Here is a 25,035-nt window from a genome sequence, read left to right as displayed (position 1 = left end):
ACTCAGTAATGTACAGGCATTGTCAGTGTCACTTTTAATCCCCCCAATTTTTCTGAATGCCCGGCTTGCAAGTCCATGTTGTGAACCGCTGCTATTCTTTTTGCAATAGACCAACCAAGGCCGCTGCCACTCTCTACATTACTTTGAAGACGAAAAAAGCGCTCTCCCAGTCGGGAGATATCCTGATCCGAAAGACCATTTCCACTATCTTCAATCGTTAAGATATATTGACTGTTGATGCAGCTCAATTGAATCAAAATTCGTGCAGCTTCTGGACAGTAGCGAATGGCATTGTCGATCAGGTTACGAACAAGTACACCCAGCAGAACTTCATTGCCATTGATAACGCAACTACAGTCCGCATCCAGTTCCAGATTTTGATGCTTGCTGACGGCTTTGTGGGCGATATCTGCAATTTGGCTGCGTATCATGACTGCTATGTCGAACTTCACAAATTCAGCTTCCGCGTTGCTTTCCAGTCGGGATAAAGTTAGTAATTGCTCAATCAACCGGGATGTTCTGTCGCAGGCCTCCAGCGTGCCTTTTAATGCATGCTGGCGTTTAGTTTCATCATGTTCAACCATCGCTACCTGGGCCTGGGTGCGCAGGGCGGCAAGTGGGGTGCGCAGTTCGTGGGCTGCGTCCGCCGTGAATCTTCTTTCTGACTCCATCAGGCCGGCAATGCGTTCCAGCAAGCCATTCAATGCTTGAATAACAGGCTGAGTTTCTTTGCTTGTGCCATTCATCTCAATCGGGTTAACTGCCGATGGTTGGCGCTGCTCAAGTACTTGGCCTAATTTGACGATAGGGCTCATACCTTGTCGCACGGCCAGCCATAGCGCTATTGCAAGCAAGGGAAGTGCAATGATGAACGGCAATACCAGGCTACGTAAAACTGCATACAGGATTGCAGTGCGCGCCTGTACTTCTTCTGCTACATAAACCTGCACATCTGCGTCAGCACCGATTGTGTAAAATACCCGCCACTGCTGGCTGCCAATTTGAATGCTTGTAAAGCCCTCTTTTAATTCCTTGGAAACGTCCAGGATAGGAGTTTCCGGCGCATTTGCAGAGCGCAAACCAAGTTGTCCTGAATGAAAAACCTGGTACATGACTTTAGGTGCATACTTGTGCAAACTATGCGTATCCTGAGATTCTCCATTCTCTACAATCTCGTGTATTTGATGTGTTGCCAGCAAGCTTGCAGCTTGTGCCAAATGGCCATCCAGCACTTCGTCCAGCTCATGCTTGGCATCGAACCAGGTTATGGCAGTTGCCAGCAACCAGATGGATGCGACAGCTGTTAATGTCAGGATGAGTAATCGATTTTTCAGCGATGGGCGTGCGGTCATGATGATCGACTGCTCTTTGGTAGCATGTAGCCAACACCACGCACTGTCAGTATTGATGCTGCACCGAGCTTTTTTCGCAGATTGTGTATATGGACTTCAATGGCATTGCTGTCTACCTCCTGTCCCCAACTGTACAAATGGTGCTCGATCTGCTCCCTTGAAAGCACACGATCAGCGTTGAGCATAAGGGTTTGCAGGAGATCAAATTCACGCGTCGAAACTTCCACTGCGCTGCCGGCCTGTTTTACTGTTCGTGCCCCCGGATCCAGTAAAATATCTTGTGCTTCCAGATTCTCAGTTGTCTGCCCATGGGCACGCCGGATCAGAGCACGCAACCTTGCTGCAAGCTCATTCAGGTCAACTGGCTTAATGACATAATCATCGGCTCCCTGGTCCAGTCCGCGAATTTTATCTGGGATGGCATCGCGTGCAGTCAATATTAATACCGGGCAGTTGACCTCAGCCCTGCGTATGCTGGCAAGCACGTCCAGACCATCTTTGCGGGGTAATCCCAGGTCAAGTACTGCAGCGGTATACACCTGGCTGCGCAATTCATATTCTGCTGCATCACCATCCCTGACCCAATCGACTTGAAAGCCGAATTGGCGTAAGCCTGCCTGCAAACCATCGCCAAGTAATGGGTCGTCTTCTGCCAGTAATATGCGCATACGAATTCTCTATGGTCATGAAATTTTTGCCAGATTCAATCTCTGTCACGGTCTTTATCTGAACGTTCTTTGCTCGACTGTCTCATTTCTGTGCCTGTTGCAGACGTTGCTGTACCCACCTGATAAATCCAGAATCCGAGTACCGCTAACATCAGTACGATGGCGACCGAACGCCAGGTAGTATGTATAGCTTGCTGTTGCTGACCCAGTTTACGGCCGCTTATCATGCTGCGTACCAGATTTTGACGATATAAATAGCTCGTAAGTAAAACACCCGCAATGTGTACGCCAACTACTGTCAGCATAATATTGGCCGCTATTTCATGCGCTTCTTCCAGCCATTCGCCCCCCAATTCATTATAGTTAGCATAGCCAGATATTGTGACGATTAAGCCCAGACCTAACATTGCAATAATCGCCATGGCACCTGCCGGATTGTGCCCGGTGAAATGAGCTGGATGCCCGGATAGCATGCCACGCAAATAACGAATGACAGTTGTGGGTGAACGCACAAATTCAGAGAAGCGTGCATATTTGCTGCCGATAAATCCCCAGAGCAGACGAAAACAGATCAAGAATAACATGGTGTATCCCATGCTTATATGGAGCAAACGCAAGGAATCCACTTCTGCTGTCAGATAGGCACCTGTAAAACATAAGGCGATCAACCAGTGGGTCAGTCGCACAGGCGCATCCCATACCTGGATTTTCTTGGTGGAACTTTCGGCACAGCTAGTGTCACTTTGTGAAGTTGATATATCGCTCATTTTGATCTCCTCTAGGAATTCAGGGAATTCTCAAACTTACAAATCATGTATCTGCCACTCGCTGACGAAAAACCCATGCAAGAGACGGAGGGGTATGAAATTGCAGGACTCTCATCCAGGAAGTAATAATGCACTTTGATTCTTAAGATGAGCTTAAGTAGTTAATCTCCGTTGAGATTGGAGTCGGTGTGTAGTGCGTCTTGCATGCCGGACGTCAACTGTAAGAGTATTGAAGCTGGACAGTACAGCCAGGATTCAAATAGAGGCCACTTTATCGATGGACAGGCGCTGTCTATACGTTCTGAAATGTAATGCTCAAGGGAAATTCGATGGCTAATGTAGATGCGATAGTAAGATACACTATCACCCATGCACATTAGTTTGATTTGTAGAATGATCACCTACCTGATATCCGCACGGTGGATGATGCAGGCCAGTTAACCTGGGTCAGCTTAGACAAGCTGGAAGGAGGGAGGGGATCATTCTTTGATAATCATTCTCATATTCTTTACCACTTCCTTGATCTGACTGCTGGTGAATGAAAAAAGGGCAGACAAATAAACTTTGTCTGCCCTTTTGATTTCGCAACAGCTTCTTATCTTCTGGTTTAATCTTTGTATTGCGGTGTCGTCAGCAAAAAGCCGCCGCCCTGATAAATAGTAGTGATATCGTCTTTGGCCGGATACTCACTGCTGTCTGGATACAGATGAGAAAAAACCGTAGAACTGTCTTTTGCCTTGTAACCCAGATGTGCAGCCTTTTTGTTGTCCCACCACTTGCCTGGGTTTTCAGAAACACCAAAGGCAATAGTGTGACCCACGCGCTGTGCAAAGATGGAGCAGCGCAGCATTTCAACCAGATCATCGTAACTGAAATAAGTCACCAGCATACGGCGTGTCGTTGGCACAGGGAAGGATGAACCTATGCGTATGCAGACTGTTTCTATGCCAAACCTGTCATAGTAAAAACGGGATAAGGATTCACCAAAACATTTGCTGATGCCATACATGCCGTCAGGACGGGTAGGCATGTCAGCATCGATATAATCCGTGGTGCGGTAAAAACCGACAGCATGATTAGAGCTGGCAAATACCACGCGCTTGACATTGTGCTTGTGTACCGCCTCATAAATATTGTAAGTGCCCTGTATGTTTGCATGCATGATGGCTTCAAAATTGGCTTCAGTAGAAATACCGCCAAAATGCAGTACCACATCCACGCCTTCCATCAATGCAAGCACCGCAGCTTTGTCGGCCAGGTCACATTGGACGACTTCTTCGCCTTCACCCGCTGGGCCGAGATCGGCGATGTCGCTGAGGCGCACGATATTGGCCCATGCCTTGATACGCTCGCGCAAGACTTTGCCCAGACCACCGGCAGCACCGGTCAGTAAAATGCGGTTGAAAGGTTTTTCAGTAATATTGGTGTTCATGGGATTCTTTCTCTTCTATTGAATTCTTGAAACGCGTTTCTGCTGAGACTATTTATCAGGTAATCGGCGCCGGGTTGAACAGGACAAGTGCATTATGCAATTTCCAGTGTTCGGCCCAGGTTTCCTTGCCGCTGGCGACGTCCAGCAGCATCTGGAACAGTTCCCAGCCCACATCGGCTATCGTGGCTTCGCCACTGGCGATTTTGCCAGCATTGATATCCATCAGGTCATTCCAGCGTCTGGCCAGATCGTTTCTGGTGGCGACCTTGATGACGGGGACTGCGGCAAGGCCATACGGTGTACCGCGGCCCGTGGTGAATACATGCAAATTCATGCCTGCCGCCAGTTGCAAGGTGCCGCAGACAAAATCGCTGGCGGGTGTTGCTGCATAGATCAAGCCTTTTTGCGTGAGTTTGTCACCGGGCGACAAAACACCAGAAATAGTAGAGCTGCCAGATTTGACGATGGATCCCATGGCTTTCTCAACGATATTCGACAGACCGCCTTTTTTATTGCCCGGCGTGGTATTCGCGCTGCGATCGACGCCGCCGCGTTTCAGGTAATCGTCATACCAGGCCATTTCCCTGATCATGGCGGCGGCCACTTCAGGATTGGCGGCGCGTGAGGTTAACTGGTCTATGCCGTCACGTACTTCTGTCACTTCAGAAAACATCACGGTCGCACCGGCACGCACCAGCAAATCTGTCGCAAAGCCGACCGCCGGGTTGGCTGTCACGCCTGAGAATGCATCGCTGCCGCCACATTGCACACCGACTACCAGTTCGGATGCAGGGCAGGGTTCACGGCGGCGCTTGTCCAGCTCCACCAATTGTTTTTCTGCGGTATTCATGATCGATGCGATCATGGAGTTGAAGCCTACGTGCTCCTGATCCTGCAGACACACCAGCGCCGGTTCTCCACTGCCTTCATCACCCTTCTTGATGGGAATACTGCCCTTGGGGAATAAGCGTGTCGGCTGCAGTTTTTCACAACCCAGGCTGACCACCATGGCTTGCCCGCCAAAATTTGGGTTCAGGCTGATATTGCGTACTGTGCGTATGGGAATGTTGGCATTTGGTGCGTCAATCGCGACGCCGCAGCCATAAGTATGTTCCAGTCCGACGACATCATCGACGTTGGGATACTTCGGCAAGAGTTCTTCCTTGATGCGCTTCACAGCATGCTCAACCACACCGGATACACATTGCACTGTTGTTGTGATCGCCAGTATATTGCGCGTACCCACGCTGCCATCTGCATTCCTGTAACCCATGAAGGTATAGCCTTCCAGTGGTTCAGTATTGGGAGCGTGCACGGTAGCGATGGGCAAATCCACCAGTTCTCTGGCGGGGGGCATGCGTATCAATGACTCTTCTACCCAGCTACCCTGGGGGATGGCGCGCACCGCATAACCTATGGTGACGTTATAGCGGGTTATGGCGGCACCCTCAGCAATATCCTGCAAGGCCAGTTTATGTCCCTGGGGAACATGCTCCAGCAAGCTCAGGCCACAGGGAAAGACCGTCGCTGCTGGCAAACCACCATCATTTGCAACAATCGCCACATTGTCCTTGTCATGCATGCGTATATATAGCGGCGAACTGAGTGGCCGGCTGATGCTGGATACCGTCATTTTGTATTCCCCCTTCTTTGCCACTTGTGGCTATCAATGCACAAAGAGATGAGCTGTGCACAATTATTTTTATTGAAAAACCTGGTTTTCATCAAAGTGGTCATACCAGAAAGCAATTGGCATGAAACTTTGCAAATATGCTTCTGGCCGCGTTGGTAATTTGCATCATTGCTCTCAAGAGACCGGCTTTCCCTATGAAAACCCTCTATTTATACCGTCAGATTTTTCTTTTTCTACGGGAGGAAATGCAGAGTCCGCTATAATCCCTCTCGTATCATTTGTGGCGAGTATGCCACCAAATAAAAAATCTGGCTAGTCCACATTGCAAATTTGGTCTGACCACATTAGAATGGTCTGACCGAATTGCTTTTATTAAGCTTTTCTACGGGTAGCAAACACCATGATGAAAAAAAATAGTTCACAGAACGAAGGGCTGACGCATGAGCCCAGGTTGTACCGCGTGGTAGCAGACAGGATCCAGGCCCTGATCGCTGAAGAAAATATAGCTGCCGGTGAGCGTTTGCCTTCTGAGCGCGATCTGGCAACCAAATTGAGTGTGAGCCGCGCATCTTTACGTGAAGCACTGATAGCGCTGGAACTCGGTGGTGTGATTGAAGTAAGAGGTGGCTCTGGCGTCTATGTCAGTGAGGTGCCTGAAGCCCAGGCGAATGTGCCTGAAGCCGGGCCAGGGCCGTTTGAAGTGCTGTCGGCACGTCGCCTGATAGAGGCAGAAGTGGCAGCAATTGCAGCAAGAGTAGCGACTGATTCTGCGGTAGATGAAATCTTGAAGGCCGTACTGGAAATGGAAAAGCATCATGCCAATTATTCCAGTAATGAAAATGCCGACAGGAATTTTCACCTGGCCATCGCCAGGGCAACCGGGAATAGTGCGCTGGTGGGCACGGTTGAATATCTGTGGAACCAGCGTGGCCGTTTATGGCATAAATTGAAGGAGCATTTCCAGACAGAAGACTTGCGCCAGGAAACGCTGACTGATCATAGAAATATTCTGGAGGCAATTGCCTCCCATGATCCGGCAGCAGCGCGCAAGGCGATGCGGGCGCATCTTGAAAGGGTAACCAGGACTTTCTCACGCGGCTGAATGCATGGCAGTACATAAATTGTGCATGGCAACGTAAAAGCGACGCAAAAGCAAAAGCGCAGATAAGTCATCAAGCAAAGAAAACATTTACGACTTTATTTGCGGTAATCGGGTTTTGTTATTTTTGACCGGCTGTGACCCCGGTGGGGCGTTTTGCGCCCATCTTCGTCGCAGTGGCACAGAGTACGCGAGGTGCTCCAACTAGTGCTCCATGCCCAAAGAGGCATGGACGCGAGAATTCTATGAAAACTGGAGGAGACTGCAAATGAAACAAGATAAGAAATTCCAAAGGCCCATGTTTGTATTGTCATCGATTGCGCTGGCAGTGCTGACTATGGTCAATCAGGCTCAGGCGCAAGAAGTACAAAGGGTGGAAGTAACAGGTTCATCCATCAAACGCCTGGCATCAGAAGCATCACTGCCCGTCACCATGGTGACTGGTGAAGAGCTGGAAAAACGTGGCATGACCACACTGGCAGACTTGATGATGTCCCTGCCTGAGTCCAGTTCACTGGCACCATCGAATGCCGGTTCTGGTACTAACATCAATCTGCGCGGCCTCGGCGTTAACCGTACCCTCGTCTTGCTGAATGGCCGCCGTCTGGCCAATGAAGCGATTGCCGACGGTTATGCCAATCTTGATGTGATCCCTATGAGCGCAATCGCCAGGGTAGAAATCCTGCGTGATGGTGCATCGTCCATCTATGGTTCTGACGCGATCGGCGGCGTTGTCAACTTCATTACCAAACGTACAGTGGTTGGCAATTCCGTCTCTGCGCAATATGTCAAACCACAAAAATCTGGTGGTGGCGATGAGCAGCGCCTGAGCGCCACGGTTGGCGTCGGTGACTTGCAAAAAGATGGCTGGAATTTGTACGGCACAGTAGATGCGCATCGCCGCAGTCGCTTGCTGGCTTCTGATCGTGCAGAACTGAGCAGTACGGAATTACTGACCAGCATAGGTCGCGCGCCGACCTTGGGCAGCGGTGGCTATGCCATGCCTGCCAACTTCACGACAGCCACCAACAAGACAGCAGCCAACCCATACTATGCAACAGGCTGCCAGGGCCCTTATAGCATACAAGGTGCAAAAAACACCTGTATCCTGAACGCAGCTTACTACGGCACAGCATTGTATGGTAACGAGCAGGTCACCTTCTATGCCAAGGGCACAAAGAAATTCAGCGACGACCATACGCTGACGATTGATTACATGCGTGGTCAAGAATACATACTCGGCACCAAAAATCCAACGACCAGCCTGGCTGCCAATGGCGTGAGTGCCTTGTTGCCATCGACCAGTAAATGGTACCCAGGTGGCACAGGTGGCGTACCCGCAGTTGCGGGCCTCAAGGGTGAACCACTGACCGTGACCTGGAGTGTCGCCGACCTGGCAGAGGCCACCACCAAGGACGTACAAGTCAACCAGCGAATCAGCGTCAATGATGAAGGCCGTTTTGGTAACTGGGACTACAAGGCTGGTTTTGTCTATGGTCACAGCCAACGTGATAACTACTACGAAACAGGTTATGTGAATGGACCTGGCTTGCTGACAGGCATAGCCAACGGCACGCTGAATCCTTTTGGTCTGCAGGATGCTGCAGGTAAGGCTTACCTCGCAAGTATCTCGGTAGATGGCGCATTGAATCGCCATTCCATCAGTACCTTCACAGGCATAGACCTGACTGCCTCCACTGAGTTGACTACACTCGCTGGCGGACCATTGACACTGGCTTTGGGTGCCGATGTGCATAGAGATACCACAGAAGATACCAAGACAGATATCACCTCTGTGGTCACTTACGCGGCTTCTGGCCCATCGCATGGTCAGGGTGCACGAAATGTCGCAGCACTTTATGCCGAGATGGAAATTCCTGTCACCAAGGAATTGAATTTCAACGTAGCCGTGCGCGACGATCATTTCAGTGATTTTGGCAATACCATCAATCCTAAGGCCAGCTTCCGCTATCAGCCCATGAAGTCTTTGATGTTCCGTGGTTCCGCCAATACCGGTTTCCGTGCACCTACACTGTTTGACCGCTATGGCTATCGCGTAGCAGGAGCAAATACCACGACAGCGGCAAAATGGGATGATCCCGTGCAATGCCCAGGCGGCACACCTGGCGTAGCCGGAACAGGCAAAGCCTTGCCAGGTCTGGTCGCATCAGCAGTATGTAATGTGGCATTGCCGCGTCAGACTGGCAGTAATCCTGACCTGAAGCCAGAAACATCCAAAGGCTTTACGCTGGGTGTTGCTGCAGAACCTTTGCAAAACCTGACCGTGTCTGCTGATTACTGGCATATAGAAATGAAAGACATGCTGGCTAATTTGCCTGAGCAAGTCTATTTCCTGAACCCGACCAAGTATGCCGACCTGTTCGTGCGTAATGCCGATGGTTCCCTGGCTTACATCAAGAACATCACGATGAACCTGGGTGGCCAGAAAGCTTCTGGTATTGACGTTGCCCTGGCTTATTCCATTCCTAAAACATCGCTGGGTAATTTCAAGTTTGAATTGAATGGCACCTACCTGACGCAATTCGATAACCAGCTCGAAAAAGACAGTGCTTATGTCTCTAACGTGGGCCGTTTTGGTGTGGCCAGCAATGGTACTACCAGCAGTCTGCCTATCATCACTTTCCGCTGGAAACATACGCTGACGATGGCCTGGAATTATGGCAACTGGAGTTCTCAACTGACGCAAAACTATAACACTGGCTACCATGACCAGAATCTGATTGCGGCAGAATACTTCAGGGACATCGAGCCCTACCAGGTCTGGAATTTGACAGCAAGCTACCGTGGTTTCAAGAACCTGACTTTGTCAGCCGGTATCACCAACTTGCTGGATGCCAAACCACCTGTCACCAATCACAGTGGATATACCTACGGTTACCTGAGTAGTGCAGCCAGCCCTATAGGCCGTGCATTCAATGCGCGTCTGACTTATAACTTTTAAACAGTGATGTGATGACATAGCGACGTAGTCATTTGACAGAGACAGGGTTTGTTCGCAGACCCTGTTTTTTTTAAGAATTCAGAAAATCCCATGAAACTTATACTTCGCACTTTCGCCATGACTGCGATAAGCGCATTGATGCTGTGCGCTTGCAGCCAGACACGGATGGCTGAAACGCCAAGTCCTGCGTTGTCCACCAGGCCCACGCGCATCATACTCGTGGGCGACTCTACCATGGCGCCCAAAAGTGGCTATGGTGATGCCTTGTGCGCGCGCTTCAAGCCTGAGGTGACTTGCCTTAACCTGGCAAAAGGTGGCCGCAGCTCTGGCAGTTACCGTGCCGAAGGTTCATGGGAAGTAGTGCAAAAGCTTATGGCAAGCAATACACCGTTCAGCCAGACCGTGGTACTGATACAGTTCGGCCACAATGACCAGCCCGGCAAACCCGGTCGCTCTACCGATCTGGCGACAGAGTTCCCTGTCAATATGGCAGGCTATGTCAATGATGTGCAGGCAGCCGGCGCGCAAGCCGTGCTGGTGACGCCGTTGACCAGGCGCAGCTTCAAGGGGACGCAATTACAAAATGATTTGCGGCCCTGGGCAGACGCCAGTATGAAAGTGGCTGCTGACAAACATGTGCCGATGATAGATTTGAATGCCATCAGTTATAGCTCAGTACAGGCGATGGGCGAGGCTGAAGCCGATACGCTGGCCATGGCACCACCTCCACCACCTGCGGCATTGTCAGTAGAGGCGGGTGACTTGGCAAAGACGGAAAGAGCTGGTGCAGCGAAATCTGCCTTTGACCGTACCCACCTGGGCAGCAAAGGCGCAGCACACTTCTCTGCCATGATGCTCAAGGAATTGCTGCTGGTAATCCCCAATTTGCAGGCACATGTGAATGCAGGGAACAGATGATGAGCAAGCGAAAAAAATCTTCTACATTAGCTGTTGTTGCTGCACTGGCCTCATCAGGCATGTTATTTACCGACTCAGTGTTTGCGCAAGATACCCGCCTGGTAAAAGAACCGCAGACACCGGCAATCTGCAGCGTACTGACAGCGCAACTGGAGAGCGGCAAACAAAATGCTGTATCTGGCCGCGCCCCGGATACACAAAGCCTGCAAGCCGCAATAGACGCATGCCGCCCCGGACAGGCAGTTCGCCTGAGCAGCCGTAATGGCAAGGCTGCCTTTCTGTCGGGAGCTTTGCAATTGCGTAGCGGTATTTCACTATTGCTTGATGCTGGCGTGACTTTATATGCATCCACGCATACTCTCGATTATGACCGTGGCACAGGCACCTGCGGTATCAATGATGACAAGGGCAAAGGCTGCAAACCTTTCATTACCATTGAGCGCGCCAAAGGTAGCGGCATTTATGGCGAAGGTGTCATCGATGGCCAGGGTGGAGAACGTATTATGGGCAAGGAAGAAAGCTGGTGGCAGATCGCCCGGCGTGCGCAGAAAGAAAACAATCGCCAGAATGTGCCCAGACTCATAGAAGTCACGCAGTCGAATGATTTTACCTTGCACAATATCACTTTGCGCAATTCACCCAATTTTCATGTCACCCTGAATCAGGTTGATGGCTTTACCGCCTGGGGTGTGCGCATCGATACGCCCGCCAATGCCAGAAATACCGATGGTATAGACCCTATCTCTTCGCGCAATATCACGATTGCCAATAGCTACATCCGCACAGGTGACGACAATGTCGCCATCAAGGCAGGTAACAACGGTCCGACAGAAAATATCACCATCCGCAATAACCATTTCTATTCAGGCCATGGCATGTCCATAGGCAGTGAAACCAATGGCGGTGTTAGCAATGTGCTGGTCGAAAGTCTCAGCATGGACGGCACGACTTCAGGCTTGCGTATCAAGAGCGATGTCTCGCGTGGTGGTTTGGTACAAAACATCACTTATCGCAATGTCTGTATACGCAATGTCAAGGCACCGATAGACTTTGATACCCATTACGGTAAAACTGCCACAGGTAATCTGGTGCCACAATACCGCAATATCAGTCTTGAGCATGTGCAGTCTTTAACACCAGGCAAGATCATTCTGCAAGGCTATGATGCAGAACATGTCATTGCACTCAAAATGAAGGATGTCAGCGTAGCAGACAAGAGCAGCAGCCAGTTTGAACATGTGCAACTGGAAGGCCGTGATAAAGTAGTCTTCAATGCAGTGGCTGCCAATCCTGGACAGTGCGAAAAGGCATTTGCTGCATATCCTGAATCAGGTAGTACAACTGATAACAGCAAGCGTCCGCAACTTGATGTGCAGGCTGCCAAGAACTTTTCCTATAGCGAAGTCTTGAAATATGCAGGTTTGCCGGGTAAGGAACAAGTTGCACCATGGGACCCGCTGTCTGCCCCCATTGCCGCAGAGCCACAACTGGTGCCTGACTATGTCGTTGATGCCAACGCCACACCAGATGGTATCAGGGTATTCAGGCAAGTTCAGGCCGCAGTTAATCAGGCTGTTGGTGATATTGAAAAATCGAAAGCAGGCAAGCAGCGTATTCACATCTACATCAAACCTGGAACTTACCGCGAACTGGTGTATGTGCCTGATACGACTATCCCCATCACCTTGTATGGCAGTGATGCCGCTACGACACGCATCAGCGCCAATCTTGATGCAGCAACGACAGGCAGCACTTACAGTTCGCAATTTTCTGCACAGTTTGCAGGTGTGCACAGCAATATCGCCGCCATGTACAACAGCATCAAAGACCGGCCAGCACTGGGTACTTTTGGCACTGCCGTATTGTGGGTCAAGAGCCCCGGCTTTCAGGCAAAAAACCTGACGATAGAGAATGCCTATAACAAGGACAAGGGCAATGCCAGGGCAGATTGCCAGCCAGGTAATTGCCCAGATGAAAACGGCATCTATGCGCGCAGCCAGATGGTGCATCACCAAGCGCTGGCCGTCATGCTGGATGGTGCAGACAAGACGCATTTTGATGGTGTGCGCATGCTGGGCTTTCAGGACACCCTGTACATGAAGTCAGGCAAGGATGGTCAGACTGCCAGGCAGTTTTTCCAGCGCTCCTACATAGAAGGCGACGTGGATTTTATTTTTGGTGATGCCACTGCCTACTTTTTTGAAACTGAAATCAAATCCCTGGGTGACCGCAATTCCTCTTATGTCGGTGCCCCCAACACCAATGTGAAGTCGCGCTATGGTTTCGTGTTTGATCATTGCCGCTTCACCCATGACGGCAGCAGCAATGCCCTTGCAGGTAAATTCAGCCTGGCGCGACAATGGTTCCATAACGAGCGCTGTACACCGTATGCACCCGTGCCTGTTCCTGGCTATGACTGCCAGATAGGCGAGGTCGATGTATTCAATTCACCGACAGGCACGATCAGGAGGCAGACGTTGGAAACGGTAGGCAAGATGGTGGTCATGAATTCTGTCATCGGATCGCATATCCATAAAAAGCAACCCTGGTCAGACTGGAACAAGAAGGGTACTTTGCCCTATCGCCCTGCGCAATTTTCCAGTGATGATTACTGGGCGAATTTGCTGGCTGCAAAAATTGATCCTGTAAAGCAGATGGGATATGACGGACCCTTTTCGCCGACTCGTATATTTCTGGCCGAATTCAATAATACTGAAGAATGAGTTAGCCTAAGACTCAAAATCAAGCATAAACGAGACTATATGAAACTAGAAAAATTGATGCCATCCAATCAGACAGCACGCCGCAGTTTTATGAAGAAACTGTCCCTGACGGGATTGTCTGCCACGGCTGGCAGCGCATTACCCATAGGCCAGGCTATTGCAGCAACGATGATAGAAGACCCATGGCAAAAAGCTCAGGACATTGTCGATCGTCTCGCCAAGCCCTTGAAATTCCGCGCTGCTGATTACCGCGTAACTGACTTTGGTGCTGTCACTTGTGAATTGAAAAAAGTCAAATCCTGGATATCTTTTGAAGAGCAAGACAACTTATTAACACCGGTCGCCAATGCCAAAGATATTTATCCTGCGATCGCCCAGGCGATCAAAACTTGCCATGAAGCTGGTGGTGGCCGTGTGATCATCCCTGCCGGCAACTGGTATTGCGCAGGCCCCATCGTCTTGCTGTCGAATGTGAATGTGCATCTGCAAAAGGGCGCGCATATCTATTTCAGTAATAATCCTGAAGACTATGCTAAATACGGCAGCTTTGATTGCGGGCCAAATGGCAAGCTGGTCATATCGCGCTGGCAGAGTAATGACTGCCTGAATTTCTCACCCATGGTGTATGCCTATGGCCAGGATAATATCGCCCTGACTGGCGATGACTGGAGTAGCATACTCGACGGCCAGGGCGGTGTTCCCTTTGATGATAATGGTGATTGCTGGTGGACCTGGAAGGGCAAGCAAAAAACCATCAATTCTGTGGGACAGAATACCACGCCCAATTACAAGCTGGGTAAGCGCTCAGAAAATACCGCAAATGATTTGAATGCGACCAGCCTGGAAAAAATCGCACCGCAACTCGATGAAAAACAAAGGCTGCGCATACAGGGTGACAATGATAAATGGCGTGCAGATGCGAATTATCTGCCATCCCTGTCCGAGGCAGGTGTGCCCTTGGGAAAACGTATCTTTGGCATGGGACATAATCTGCGTCCACCGATGATACAGTTTATCAGTTGCACGAATGTGCTGATGCAGGGCTACCAGGTTAACCATACCCCATTCTGGCAACACCATCCTGTGCATTGCCGTAATGTTGTGATACGCAATGTCCTGGCGAAAAGCCACGGCCCCAACAGCGATGGCTTTGACCCTGAGGCATGTGATCATGTACTGGTCGAGTCCTGCACATTTGATTCAGGTGATGACTGCATCGCCATCAAGGCCGGTAAAAATCTGGATACCCAGTATGGGCCATCACAAAATATCGTTATCCAGAATTGCACCATGCAAAGTGGCCATGGCGCGGTAACACTGGGTAGTGAAATGGCGGGTGGCATACAGAATGTGTATGCGCAAAATCTCTTGTTCGAGAATATCAACTGGGCTACTAATCCACTAAACACGGCGATACGCCTGAAGACGAATATGAACCGTGGTGGTTACCTCAAGAATTTCTTTGTACGCAATATCAACATACCGAATGGCGTGCAGACCAGCCCGTCTTTCTACACATCGCTGCCTGGCTCGCCAATTCAATCCAAGACAGTCGCCACCGCTGCCGGTGCGGTCATCACCTTTGATTGCGATTACGCACCGGTCAGTGACAATGTCAGGACCAGGCCACCGGTGGTGACGAATGTGCATATCTCGAATGTCAAAGTGGGTAATGTCACGACCAAAAACGGCAAGTTCTCGTGCTTCCAGGCCATCGTTATCCTTGGCCCGGTCGCCTCAGACTATAACGGTGACGACAAGAATCCCATGATTTTCCCGGTCACCAATGTGACCATCAGCGACTGTCAGTTTGGTACGCCAGTGAATGCTGCCAGCCCGCTGTATCTGTACAACGTCAATGGCCTGGAGTTGAAGAATGTGTTGATAGGTGACAAGCTGCACAATGGCCAGCTCTCTGCATAACTGTTGCAAATAAGGCGAAAAAAATGCGCATAAGAGATTAGTGGGCTATTACAGCCTATTAACTCTTATGCGCTCAAGTACCGCTGCGCTTTCAGGTGGTAAATTATGAAATCAGTTTGCGAATCTTGTTTCTGGCACACCTGCCACACCCGGCCTGACCAGCACAAGGCTGCCTGCCCATTGATCATCTTCTGCCTTGCCAGCACCTATGGAACTGACCAGTAAGGTACTCATGTCCGGCCCGCCAAAGGTGCACATGGCCGGTTTGTTCATGGGCAATGCTATGGTACGGTCAAGCTTGCCTGCAGGCGTGAAGCGCAGCAGGCAGGCACCATCGTTGCCGCATATCCAGTAGCAGCCATCGATATCCATGGCGGCACCGTCAGGGCGGCCAGCCATGGGTTTCATGTCGGCAAAGATGCGCTTGTTATGTGGCGTGCCATCTTCCATATCATAGTCAAATGCCCAGATCGTCTGGCTGGCAGGATGGGAATCCGACAAATACATGGTCTTGCCATCTGGTGACCAGGCCAGGCCATTCTGGGTCAGCAGATTACTGACGACAGGGGCCGACAGCCCTTGCGCTGTTGAATAGCGGTAGAGATTGCCTATCGCTTTCGCCGCAGCCATGTCCATGAACATGGTGCCACTCCAGAAACGTCCCTGGCGGTCACAACGCCCGTCATTGAAGCGCATGCCAGTTCCTGACTCCTTCAATTCTGCAGGCGCTGCGAGACGGGTCTGCAGGGCGCGGGAGCCTTCACCAAGATGCAGATTGAATAGGCCGCTCTCCATACCCGCAATAAAATCGCCATCCTGTTTCAGGGCAATGCAGGCGACCATTTCTGTGGTCAGCCAGGATGTCAATTGACCATTCCTGGCATCGAGTTTCCAGATGGTTTTTGCCGGTATATCGACCCAATACCAGGCCGCCTGCTCCGCATGCCACAGAGGGCTTTCACCGACGATGCAGTTCACGGCTGGTATCGATTCTATATGAGAAAATTCAGTCATCTTACAGGTCAGTAATTTCTTTATGGGTAGGCACCAGCGCCTTCATCATGCCCCATGCCAGCAGGTAGGCTACCGCGCAGAAAGTAAACATGATGGTATAGCCAGTTTGTATCTGCCCCATTTTTCCGTAATAATCAAACAGCCAGCCGCCGGTTTTGGAGACCAGTACACCACCAAGGCCACCGGCCATGCCACCGATACCGACGATGGATGCCACCGATTTTTTCGGGAACATATCAGAGACCGTCGTGAAGATATTTGCAGACCAGGCCTGGTGGGCAGAGGTGCCTACGCCTATCAGTAATACCGGCACCCAGAAGCCGAGATAACCAAATGGTTGTGCCAGCAAAACCACGAGCGGGAAAAGGGCAATCACGAGCATGGCCTTCATGCGGCCATTGTAGGCACTGTCGCCACGGCGCATGAAATAGCTGGGGAAATAACCACCGCCTATGCTGCCTATCATGGTCATGCTGTACAACACTGCCAGTGGCACGACGATTTCTGTTTTTTGCATCTTGTACTGTGCTTCAAGATACTTGGGCAGCCAGAACAGGAAGAACCACCACACGCCATCTGTCATGAACTTGCCGATGACAAAGGCCCAGGTTTGCTTATAAGACAGCAGTTTTAACCAGGATACTTTTTTCCCCGCATCGCCAGGAGCACTTGCCTCTGCTGCTTGTGCATCACTGCTATTGATGTAGGCCAGTTCTGCTGCTGACAGGTATTTTTGCTGTTCAGGTTTGTCATAGAACATCTGCCAGAAAATCATCCAGACAAAACCTATCGCGCCTATGATGATAAAAGCAGACTGCCAACCCCATTGCGCTGCAATCAGCGGCACAGTCAAAGGCGCCAGGATCGCACCGATGTTGGCACCAGAATTAAAGATCCCGGTGGCGAAAGAGCGTTCATGTTTGGGAAAATATTCTGCCGTGGCCTTGATCGCTGCAGGGAAGTTACCGGCTTCACCTATTGCCAGCACTGCACGCGAAATCATGAAGCCTGCGACAGACACTGGAATCGCAGCGATGCCGAGTGCAGTCAGCGCACTGACCATGCCTTCGCCCAGCATGATGGAATAAGCATGCATGACTGCACCAACTGACCATACTGCAATGGCGATCAGATAAGCTTTCTTGGTACCTATCTTGTCGATGAAACGACCGGCGAACAGCATGGAGATGGCATATACAAACTGGAACACCGCCGTGATATTGGCATAGTCAGTATTGGTCCAGCCAAATTCCCTGGATAAATCGGGTGCTAACAGACTGAGTACCTGGCGGTCCAGGTAATTAACGGTGGTGGCAAAAAATAGCAGGGCACAAATAGTCCACCGGTATTTTCCTATAGCTTGCTGGCTCATGCGAGCGTCTCCTGATGATGATTTTTATTGCCATGTCTGCACTTCTTTTTGAGTGCTGTGTACATGAGCTCATTTTGCAAAACATTTACAAAACAGCCCAGGCGTGCCCAGGCTGATTCATCTTTCTTTAAGCGAGTGTCAGTTTCCCATCCATCATACGTGCAAGTTGCAGGGGATTGCTATTCTGCAGTGCCGTTGGCAACAAATCTGCCGGGAAGCCCTGATAGCACACCGGGCGCAAGAAGCGCTCAATCGCTGATGCACCAACTGAAGTGCTGCGGCTGTCCGAGGTTGCCGGGAAAGGGCCGCCGTGTACCATCGCATGCGCCACTTCCACGCCAGTAGGGAAACCATTGAACAGGATGCGTCCGGCTTTTCTTTCCAGCACTGGCAATAGCTTCCTGGCCTGGGCATGATCGTCAGCGACAGCATGTACTGTCGCTGTCAATTGACCTTCCAGTGATGACGCGACCGCGATTACTTCATCAAAATCCTTGCACAGGATAGCAATGGAAGAAGGTCCAAAAATTTCTTCCTGCAAGGCTGGCGTGCTCAGGAAGGTGCTGCCTGAACATACAGACAGCATCGCTTGTGCTGCGCATGGGGATTCTGCCTGCTGGCCTTTGGCCACCAGTTGCAATTGCGCGATGTCAGCAAGATGCGTAGTGCCTTTGACGTAGGCCTGGTGTATGCCCGGGGTCAGCATGGTCGCTGCATGTTTGTCTTCTAAAGCCCTGGCGGCATCTTGCAGGAATTGACGTGCTGTCGCGCTCTCTATGGCGATGACCAGCCCAGGGTTGGTGCAGAACTGACCAGCACCCAAGGCCAGAGAATCGACAAAATTCTTCGCCAGTGTCGCGGTTTGTTCGCCAAGAGCATGATCCAGCAAGAATACCGGATTGATACTGCTCATCTCTGCATACACCGGGATGGGTTCTTTGCGCTGGCTGGCAGTTTTTACCAGTGCGAGACCGCCGGAGCGGGAGCCAGTGAAGCCCACCGCCTTGATAGCCGGGTGATCGACCAGTTGCTGGCCGACCTGGCTGCCAGCGCCTACCAGCATGGAGAATACGCCTTCATGCAAAGCGCAATCCGCTACGGCTCTTTGTATGACGCGGCCTACCAGTTCTGCCGTACCCAGGTGAGCATTGTGTGCCTTGACGACGACGGGGCAGCCAGCGGCCAGGGCCGATGCAGTATCGCCACCAGCTACTGAAAACGCCAGCGGGAAATTACTGGCACCAAATACGGCAACCGGGCCCAGGGCAATTTTTTGCAGACGCAAATCCGGGCGAGGTGGCGCGCGTTCTGGCAAGGCGCTGTCTATGGTTGCGTCCAGCCAGTGTCCATCACGGACTACCTTGGCAAACAGGCGCAATTGATTGACGGTACGGCCACGTTCACCTTCGAGGCGGGCGACAGGCAAGCCGGTTTCTTGTGCTGCACGTTCTATCAGTGCAGGGCCCAGATCCATGATGCCTGTGGCGATCGCTTCCAGGAAGCGTGCCCGCAGTTCCAGGCTGGTGGTGCGGTAGCTGTCAAACGCCTGTTCAGCCAGCAGGCAAGCCTGCTCAACTTCATCTTTTGTAGCGAAGCCAAAAACAGGCTCGATTTCCTGATTGGTCGATGGGTCTATGGCTTTGACATTACCTGCCAGACCAAAAACCGCTTTTTTACCGATCAGCATTTGCCCGGTGATTTGCATTCTGTACTCCCTTTGCTTCTGAATTTATTGTGGACCTTGCGCCAAAATCAATTTGTGCAGCATGGCATCTTCTTCCTCTGTCAAGTCGGTCAGTGGTGCACGTACCGGGCCTGCGCTATGGCCAACCAGACGCGCACCAGCCTTGACGATACTCACTGCATAACCGGCTTTGCGGTTACGGATTTCAAGGTAAGGCAGGAAAAACTGATCCAGCAGACGGTTTGTTGTAGCGTGATCATCTGCTGCAATCGCGTGGTAAAAGTCCATCGCCAGTTTTGGCATGAAGTTGAACACGGCAGAAGAATAAACCGGTGTACCCAGTGCCTTGTAAGCCGCTGCATAAACTTCTGCAGTAGGCAGACCACCGAGGTAACTGAAACGGTCGCCCATACGACGCCAGATCGATACCATCAATTCGATATCGCCTATGCCGTCCTTGAAGCCGATCAGGTTGGGGCAGCGTGCTGCCAGTTTTTCCAGGGAATCAGCGGTCAGGCGGCAATTGCCACGGTTATACACAACCACGCCAAATTTGACCGAAGCACAGACTTCTTCTACATGGCGGATCAGGCCGTCCTGGCTGGCTTCAGTCAGGTAATGTGGCAGCAGCAAAATGCCGTGTGCGCCCAGGCGTTCTGCTTCCTGTGCATAGGCAATCGCCTGGCGGGTAGGGCCACCGGCACCGGCCAGGATAGGCACTTTGCCACGGCAGGTATCAACGGCAGTCTTGATGATGTCGGAATATTCACCACCTGTCAGCGAGAAGAATTCACCCGTGCCACCGGCAGCAAACAAGGCGCTGGCACCATAGGGGGCCAGCCATTCAAGACGTTCTGCATAAGTCTTGGCATTGAAGTCGCCAGCCGCGTCAAAGTCAGTCAGAGGAAAAGACAGCAGGCCAGAGGACAGGATTTGTTTCAGTTCTTGAGGATGCATGGTAGCTCCGGAAATGGAAACCTGGATTCGTCATGACCAGGTTTGGTCGGGTTTTAAAAAGTAAGTGCGTAAGCTTATTTATTTCTTTAAGTCATACGTCATCGTACAACTTAAAATAAGAGAAGACAAGCACACTTTTAAAAATTTTGAATTTCGTTGGACCTACGCAAAACCGCCCCAGCTGCGTTGCAGCTCCCGTATTTGTCAAATTCGGTACTAAAGTACTGTCTTCGTCGCTACGGTGTAGTTTGGGTTTCAGACAGCATGCTGTCTACCAACGTAACGAACCGCTCCTGCAAGAGCGGTTTCCTGCAGCGACAGCCTTGCTGGGACAATTTTGCGTAAGTCTTATTTAAGCTGAAGAACCGGACTAAACTGTGGGGGCTTCTATACGCTGTTGCGCCTGCCGCAATCTTTCCCGGCTGTTGCTGAGGTGGGTACGCATGGCAGCGCGGGCGGCTTCCGGGTCTTTGCGCTGTATGGCGAGGTAAATATCCTCATGCTCGCGGTTCACTCTTTCGAGGTAGCTGCTGCCACTGTTGTTATTTTGACTGGCATTTCCAGCATTACCCTCGAGTGTCAGCATCGCAGATTTTAATCTGGCGCGTGGGATGATAGTGGTGCCGAGGTTGCTGAGGATGTCAACAAAATAACGGTTACCGGTAGATTGTGCAATCAGCAGGTGAAAGCGCACATCGGCATTGACCGAGGCATTTTCTTCGGTCTTGTTGGCCAGGATATCTTCCAGCGCCTTGCCCAGCGCTGCCGCCTGCTCTTCCGTACGGCGCGAGGCAGCCAGCCAGGCGGCCTCGGTTTCCAGGCTGATCCTGAGTTCCAGTATGTCCAGCACATCCCTGACAGTGACGATGGCTTCGCGCAGCATGCCGGTGCTGGCAGCCTGGCTGGGTTCAAGAATGAAAGTGCCTATGCCATGCCGGGTTTGCACCAGCCCGGCAGCCTGCAGGTGCGAAATGGCTTCACGCACGACGGTGCGGCTGACATCATAAAGATTCATGATGGCAGATTCGGTAGGCAGCTTTTCACCCGGCTTCAGGATGCCATTCTTGATGTTATTGCTGATACTTTCTACCAGCCCCTGAGACAGGCTCTTATGCCGTCTTTTGGTAGGCAGAGCGTTGGCGTAGTCTTGAGTTTCCATGAACCGGGTATTGTTCTGATGAGTAATTGATTGTTATAGATTGATTCTAACTTAAAAAGCCCGCATAAAGTTGTATGACAACATATAAGGTCTTTTCCTGGTTTTATTGAGAAATAACATCTGCGATCAGCTCACTTTTCAATATCAGGCCTGATTGCCTGCCGCTACCCAGCAAGAATACGCCGCGCCCATTTGAATAAACAATGCTGCCGTCAGCACGCATATCATAAGCCGCCACATTGGTTGCCAGGATAGTTTCATTGCCCTGACGGTTACGGCTGACCAACTGCCACGAAGCTGGTACCAATGAAGGCACGCCATTGACCATGGCCTCTTTTTTCAGGGCTTTTTCAGCGTCAATGCGTTTGCCCTTGAGGATGATTTCTTTTAAATCTGCATTCAAGGCCGGGCCGGATGCGCTGGTCAAAGGCTTGCGGCTATACATCATGGAGAAAAAATTCAGGTAATGAAACACCGCGCGCAATAAACGGAAAGGGAAAAACAAGGTATCCAGCAGCGCATTGCTGGTGTCGTATCTGGGTACTTCATAAGGACGACGAATGAAATGCAGATTACCTTGCGGGCAGACACGTGGGTGCAGGAAGTCATATTGTGGATCATCCAGCACTGGTGTGACAGCCCCATTTTTTATATCCAGCATCTGTATGCTGGCATTGCCATAGGCCAGGGTAACGCCACTTTGGTTGCGGGCGATGCCGGTAGATTGATACAGGATTTGTTTTTCTGCATCCGGTATCCAACAGGGGCAGGTATCCAGCGTATCGCCACCCGTCAGTTCACGGAATTCTTCGCCTTCGCGATTGCACATGACCAGGTTGGCGACGCCGGTTTTATTCATCGATGAGGCCAGCAATTTGCCACTGCCCTGGTCCAGATGCATATCTGTCAGTGCCAGATTTTGCCTGTGCAGTATGCGCTTTTCGGTGCCAGTTTCCAGATCATAAGAAAACAGGCCACCCATGCCTGCATCCTGCAAAAAATACAGGATGCGGCCTTGCTCATCAAATTGCATGGCTGTTGCATTAATCTGCGCACTCTCGCCATCAAACTGGCGCCATGCACCTGAGGCAGAAACTCCAAAGCTGGTGCCTTGTTTCCATGCATGCCTTTCCCTGTGTTTCTCCATCTTGTCCAGCATCTCTTGCACATAAGGACTATGCAATTGCCTGGTTTCACCATGGGCAGCGCGATAAAACAATTTGCCTTCCGAGATAAAGGCAACTGCCTGCGCACTTGCCGCACGGTCGAGCTGGCTTTGATGTGCAGTATCACGGCCAGCGGCGGGCAAGGGCTTTCCGTCCTGCGCATGGTTGTTCTTTTGCATGACCTGATTCAGAAAATAAGCCAGGGCTAACAAGGCAATGATGATAATGAGTAAGTGCACTGAAGAATCTCCTGTCCTTGGCCGCCTGAGCGGGTCGCATTGCAAGCAAATGTGCCGACAATTACAAAAGCGATATTATGCATGTAAGTGACACCGATGATACTAATTCTGCTTTAGCACCTCATTAGTTCTCATTTTACAATCCATAGACAGTCCACTGAGACTCCACCAACACTACAGATTAGCAGGCATGACATTTGTCACTGGCACGTCCTGACACTTTGCTCTGATATTGCACGCTCTCTTTCGACATACTGGCAGCAATTCAACAAGGAGTGTCCATCATGTCCGCAATCAACGCTGCTGTATTTTCTTCCTACGCTGCCCGTGCCAAGGGGGCGATGTTCTTTGCTGTCTTTGGCGCTGCCTGGATGGTGTTATGGAATCAGCGTGCCAGGCAAGGCACAGGACTGGTTTATCTGCTCATCGGCATTGTGGGGTTGACGCTGGCCGGGCTGGCAGTCCAGCGTCACCAGCAATACAAGGCTTATGCCGACGACAATAGCCCGGCAGCACAAATGGCAGGGCGTCTGTTCCATGTCATTAATGCAGCTCAGTGGGTCATCATCCTGGTCGGCGGAAATGTGCTGGCGAATATGGGCCTGGCCGAGTGGGTCACACCATTCGCCATGTTGATCATTGGTCTGCATTTCCTGCCTTTGGCCAGCGTGTTCAAAGTGCCAGGTCATTTCCGGTTTGGGCTGGTGATGAGTGTGTTTGCCGTTGCCTATCCATTTGTGTTTTCTGAGGGAGCGGCGGACCCTTATGGCTGCCTGGGTGCGGGCTTGCTGTTGTGGGGCTATACCTGGTTGAAACTCATGGGTATCCCGGCAGCGCAGGATATGAAAGCAATTTGAAATAGACCCTCTAACTGCTTTGCTGCAGAATCGCTGGCGTACAAAAATATAAAATGGAGACACCATGTCAGCGAATTTCCTGCCGCCTGCACCTGCACAAGTCCTGCATCCTGATGGTCAGGTGCGATTTGGCAAATATGCTGGTGCACCAACAATCATAGACTGGACCAGTCTGGCCGCACCACACAGGCGCGGCAAGCTATGGCAAACCTTGCACCACAAGCATTGGCATTATGTGGCGCTGGCGACAGAAGAAATATTCTGTGGCATCGCGATTGTTGATGTGGGCTGGACCAACACGGCCTTTGCCTATGTGTTCGACAGGCTGGCAGGCAAGCTTATTGCCAGTTATTCCCAGGATGGTCTGCCAGGTCTGACAGCAACACTGAATGCGCACCCAGCAGAACGTGCCAGTTCCGCCTTCCGGCTTCTAGGTAAGCGCATACGCTTTCAGCAACTGTCAGTCAGCGGGGGCTATGAACTGCAATTGCAATGCGGTTCATTCAGTATCAATGCCATGCTGGATGCCAAACCGGCTGCGCCCTCCTTGCTGGCAGTGGGTGAAGTGCTGGGCGGTACTGTGCATGCAACCGTCAAATCTGCGGGCATGCCATTGAGTGGCGAAGTACGTGTGGGCAGCCGCAGTTTTAATTTGCAAAAAGGCGTCGGCAGCTACGATCATAGCAATGGGTTCCTGGCGCGTGAAACTGGCTGGCGCTGGGCATCAGCACATGCGCTGGACATAGGTTTCAACTTGCAGGCCGGGTATTTTTCCAGTCACGAAAATGCGCTATGGCTGGATGGACAACTCATTTCTCTGGGGACTGCGCAGTTCGACTTTGATCCCGGCCAGGCCATGGCTGACTGGCATATTTATACCGATGATGGTTTGCTGGACCTGCATTTTCATCCCGAAGGTTTTCGCGCAGAAAATAAAAACCTCATCATCGCCAGCAGCCGTTATCTGCAACCGATAGGTGTTTTCAGCGGCTGGGTAAGGGCAAGTCTGGATGCACCCAAGCGGCAGATAGAAAAACTGGTGGGTGTGACGGAAGACCATTTCTCCAAATGGTAATGAATGGTAATGACGTGGCGCTGGACTAAGTACTT

18 protein-coding genes are annotated in these 25,035 nt (G+C 51.1%); 7 read left to right on the top strand and 11 right to left on the bottom strand.

From position 1 onward, the window contains the following. Positions 1–2 precede the first annotated feature (2 nt). The 5 genes from ACO0LN_RS13455 to garD all read right to left on the bottom strand — a co-directional run bounded on the left by ACO0LN_RS13455 (position 3) and on the right by garD (position 5,852). On the bottom strand, positions 3–1,352 hold the full coding sequence (locus tag ACO0LN_RS13455) for an ATP-binding protein (protein WP_422974520.1): 1,350 nt from the start codon (positions 1,350–1,352) through the stop codon (positions 3–5). Further along, positions 1,349–2,020 carry a response regulator gene (locus tag ACO0LN_RS13450; RefSeq protein ID WP_422974518.1) on the bottom strand — a complete coding sequence of 224 codons (672 nt, stop codon included), beginning with the start codon at positions 2,018–2,020 and terminating at the stop codon, positions 1,349–1,351. The genes ACO0LN_RS13455 and ACO0LN_RS13450 overlap by 4 nt, the downstream gene beginning before the upstream one ends. Before the next feature lie 35 nt (positions 2,021–2,055). After that, positions 2,056–2,787, bottom strand: a complete 732-nt coding sequence (locus ACO0LN_RS13445; protein ID WP_422974516.1) for a cytochrome b/b6 domain-containing protein — start codon at positions 2,785–2,787, stop codon at positions 2,056–2,058. A 607-nt stretch (positions 2,788–3,394) separates the two neighbouring features. Beyond that, positions 3,395–4,219: an NAD-dependent epimerase/dehydratase family protein gene (locus ACO0LN_RS13440; protein WP_162039382.1), complete on the bottom strand. Its 825-nt coding sequence runs from the start codon at positions 4,217–4,219 to the stop codon at positions 3,395–3,397. Positions 4,220–4,274: 55 nt separating this feature from the next. Further along, positions 4,275–5,852 carry a galactarate dehydratase gene (garD, locus tag ACO0LN_RS13435; protein ID WP_422974514.1) on the bottom strand — a complete coding sequence of 526 codons (1,578 nt, stop codon included), beginning with the start codon at positions 5,850–5,852 and terminating at the stop codon, positions 4,275–4,277. Between the two features lie 403 nt (positions 5,853–6,255). Here garD and ACO0LN_RS13430 point away from each other — a divergent pair, with 403 nt between their 5' ends. From ACO0LN_RS13430 to ACO0LN_RS13410, 5 genes are all read left to right on the top strand, one after another. Continuing rightward, positions 6,256–6,954, top strand: coding sequence for a FadR/GntR family transcriptional regulator (locus tag ACO0LN_RS13430; protein ID WP_174244975.1), 699 nt, complete (start codon positions 6,256–6,258; stop codon positions 6,952–6,954). A 265-nt stretch (positions 6,955–7,219) separates the two neighbouring features. After that, positions 7,220–9,913 (top strand): TonB-dependent receptor, encoded by a 2,694-nt coding sequence (locus tag ACO0LN_RS13425; RefSeq protein ID WP_422974512.1) that lies wholly within the window; start codon positions 7,220–7,222, stop codon positions 9,911–9,913. 90 nt (positions 9,914–10,003) lie between these two features. After that, the gene (locus ACO0LN_RS13420; RefSeq protein WP_422974510.1) at positions 10,004–10,831 is read left to right on the top strand and encodes a rhamnogalacturonan acetylesterase; all 828 of its coding nucleotides are present in this window, start codon (positions 10,004–10,006) and stop codon (positions 10,829–10,831) included. Beyond that, complete coding sequence (locus ACO0LN_RS13415; protein ID WP_422974508.1) at positions 10,831–13,554, top strand: pectinesterase family protein; 2,724 nt, start codon at positions 10,831–10,833, stop codon at positions 13,552–13,554. Before ACO0LN_RS13420 ends, ACO0LN_RS13415 begins: the two co-directional genes overlap by 1 nt. 39 nt (positions 13,555–13,593) lie before the next feature. Next, the gene (locus tag ACO0LN_RS13410) at positions 13,594–15,477 is read left to right on the top strand and encodes a glycoside hydrolase family 28 protein (RefSeq protein ID WP_422974506.1); all 1,884 of its coding nucleotides are present in this window, start codon (positions 13,594–13,596) and stop codon (positions 15,475–15,477) included. Between the two features lie 111 nt (positions 15,478–15,588). Here ACO0LN_RS13410 and ACO0LN_RS13405 read toward each other — a convergent pair whose 3' ends face one another. The 6 genes from ACO0LN_RS13405 to ACO0LN_RS13380 all read right to left on the bottom strand — a co-directional run bounded on the left by ACO0LN_RS13405 (position 15,589) and on the right by ACO0LN_RS13380 (position 23,068). Then, positions 15,589–16,491: an SMP-30/gluconolactonase/LRE family protein gene (locus ACO0LN_RS13405; RefSeq protein WP_422974504.1), complete on the bottom strand. Its 903-nt coding sequence runs from the start codon at positions 16,489–16,491 to the stop codon at positions 15,589–15,591. A 1-nt stretch (position 16,492) separates the two neighbouring features. Beyond that, entirely contained in the window at positions 16,493–17,863 is a 1,371-nt protein-coding gene (locus ACO0LN_RS13400; RefSeq protein ID WP_422974502.1) for an MFS transporter, read from the bottom strand. A 127-nt stretch (positions 17,864–17,990) separates the two neighbouring features. Then, a complete protein-coding gene (locus tag ACO0LN_RS13395) occupies positions 17,991–19,568 on the bottom strand; it encodes an aldehyde dehydrogenase (NADP(+)) (RefSeq protein ID WP_422974500.1) in 1,578 nt (525 codons plus the stop codon). Between the two features lie 24 nt (positions 19,569–19,592). Further along, a complete protein-coding gene (kdgD, locus tag ACO0LN_RS13390; protein WP_162039395.1) occupies positions 19,593–20,504 on the bottom strand; it encodes a 5-dehydro-4-deoxyglucarate dehydratase in 912 nt (303 codons plus the stop codon). Between the two features lie 370 nt (positions 20,505–20,874). Beyond that, positions 20,875–21,663 carry a FadR/GntR family transcriptional regulator gene (locus tag ACO0LN_RS13385; RefSeq protein ID WP_422974498.1) on the bottom strand — a complete coding sequence of 263 codons (789 nt, stop codon included), beginning with the start codon at positions 21,661–21,663 and terminating at the stop codon, positions 20,875–20,877. A gap of 103 nt (positions 21,664–21,766) precedes the next feature. Beyond that, positions 21,767–23,068 carry a hypothetical protein gene (locus ACO0LN_RS13380; RefSeq protein ID WP_422974496.1) on the bottom strand — a complete coding sequence of 434 codons (1,302 nt, stop codon included), beginning with the start codon at positions 23,066–23,068 and terminating at the stop codon, positions 21,767–21,769. Positions 23,069–23,352: 284 nt separating this feature from the next. Between ACO0LN_RS13380 and ACO0LN_RS13375 the strand changes: the two genes are divergently transcribed. Continuing rightward, positions 23,353–23,925 carry a hypothetical protein gene (locus tag ACO0LN_RS13375; protein ID WP_422974494.1) on the top strand — a complete coding sequence of 191 codons (573 nt, stop codon included), beginning with the start codon at positions 23,353–23,355 and terminating at the stop codon, positions 23,923–23,925. A gap of 64 nt (positions 23,926–23,989) precedes the next feature. After that, positions 23,990–25,000 (top strand): DUF2804 domain-containing protein, encoded by a 1,011-nt coding sequence (locus tag ACO0LN_RS13370; protein ID WP_422974492.1) that lies wholly within the window; start codon positions 23,990–23,992, stop codon positions 24,998–25,000. The last annotated feature ends 35 nt before the right edge of the window (positions 25,001–25,035 follow it).

This window comes from Undibacterium sp. TC9W, assembly GCF_049339865.1.
Lineage (GTDB): Bacteria > Pseudomonadota > Gammaproteobacteria > Burkholderiales > Burkholderiaceae_D > Undibacterium.
The sequence above is the reverse complement of the archived record's forward strand: the minus strand, read 5'-3'. Positions and strand labels throughout refer to the sequence as shown.

Coding starts and splice junctions, on each gene's coding strand:
- ACO0LN_RS13445 (WP_422974516.1), bottom strand. CDS start 2,787: ATGAGCGATATATCAACTTCACAAAGTGACACTAGCTGTGCCGAAAGT.
- ACO0LN_RS13440 (WP_162039382.1), bottom strand. CDS start 4,219: ATGAACACCAATATTACTGAAAAACCTTTCAACCGCATTTTACTGACC.
- ACO0LN_RS13405 (WP_422974504.1), bottom strand. CDS start 16,491: ATGACTGAATTTTCTCATATAGAATCGATACCAGCCGTGAACTGCATC.
- ACO0LN_RS13415 (WP_422974508.1), top strand. CDS start 10,831: ATGAGCAAGCGAAAAAAATCTTCTACATTAGCTGTTGTTGCTGCACTG.
- ACO0LN_RS13375 (WP_422974494.1), top strand. CDS start 23,353: ATGTCCGCAATCAACGCTGCTGTATTTTCTTCCTACGCTGCCCGTGCC.
- ACO0LN_RS13395 (WP_422974500.1), bottom strand. CDS start 19,568: ATGCAAATCACCGGGCAAATGCTGATCGGTAAAAAAGCGGTTTTTGGT.
- ACO0LN_RS13370 (WP_422974492.1), top strand. CDS start 23,990: ATGTCAGCGAATTTCCTGCCGCCTGCACCTGCACAAGTCCTGCATCCT.
- ACO0LN_RS13410 (WP_422974506.1), top strand. CDS start 13,594: ATGAAACTAGAAAAATTGATGCCATCCAATCAGACAGCACGCCGCAGT.
- ACO0LN_RS13385 (WP_422974498.1), bottom strand. CDS start 21,663: ATGGAAACTCAAGACTACGCCAACGCTCTGCCTACCAAAAGACGGCAT.
- kdgD (WP_162039395.1), bottom strand. CDS start 20,504: ATGCATCCTCAAGAACTGAAACAAATCCTGTCCTCTGGCCTGCTGTCT.
- ACO0LN_RS13430 (WP_174244975.1), top strand. CDS start 6,256: ATGAAAAAAAATAGTTCACAGAACGAAGGGCTGACGCATGAGCCCAGG.
- ACO0LN_RS13450 (WP_422974518.1), bottom strand. CDS start 2,020: ATGCGCATATTACTGGCAGAAGACGACCCATTACTTGGCGATGGTTTG.
- ACO0LN_RS13425 (WP_422974512.1), top strand. CDS start 7,220: ATGAAACAAGATAAGAAATTCCAAAGGCCCATGTTTGTATTGTCATCG.
- ACO0LN_RS13420 (WP_422974510.1), top strand. CDS start 10,004: ATGAAACTTATACTTCGCACTTTCGCCATGACTGCGATAAGCGCATTG.
- garD (WP_422974514.1), bottom strand. CDS start 5,852: ATGACGGTATCCAGCATCAGCCGGCCACTCAGTTCGCCGCTATATATA.
- ACO0LN_RS13400 (WP_422974502.1), bottom strand. CDS start 17,863: ATGAGCCAGCAAGCTATAGGAAAATACCGGTGGACTATTTGTGCCCTG.
- ACO0LN_RS13455 (WP_422974520.1), bottom strand. CDS start 1,352: ATGACCGCACGCCCATCGCTGAAAAATCGATTACTCATCCTGACATTA.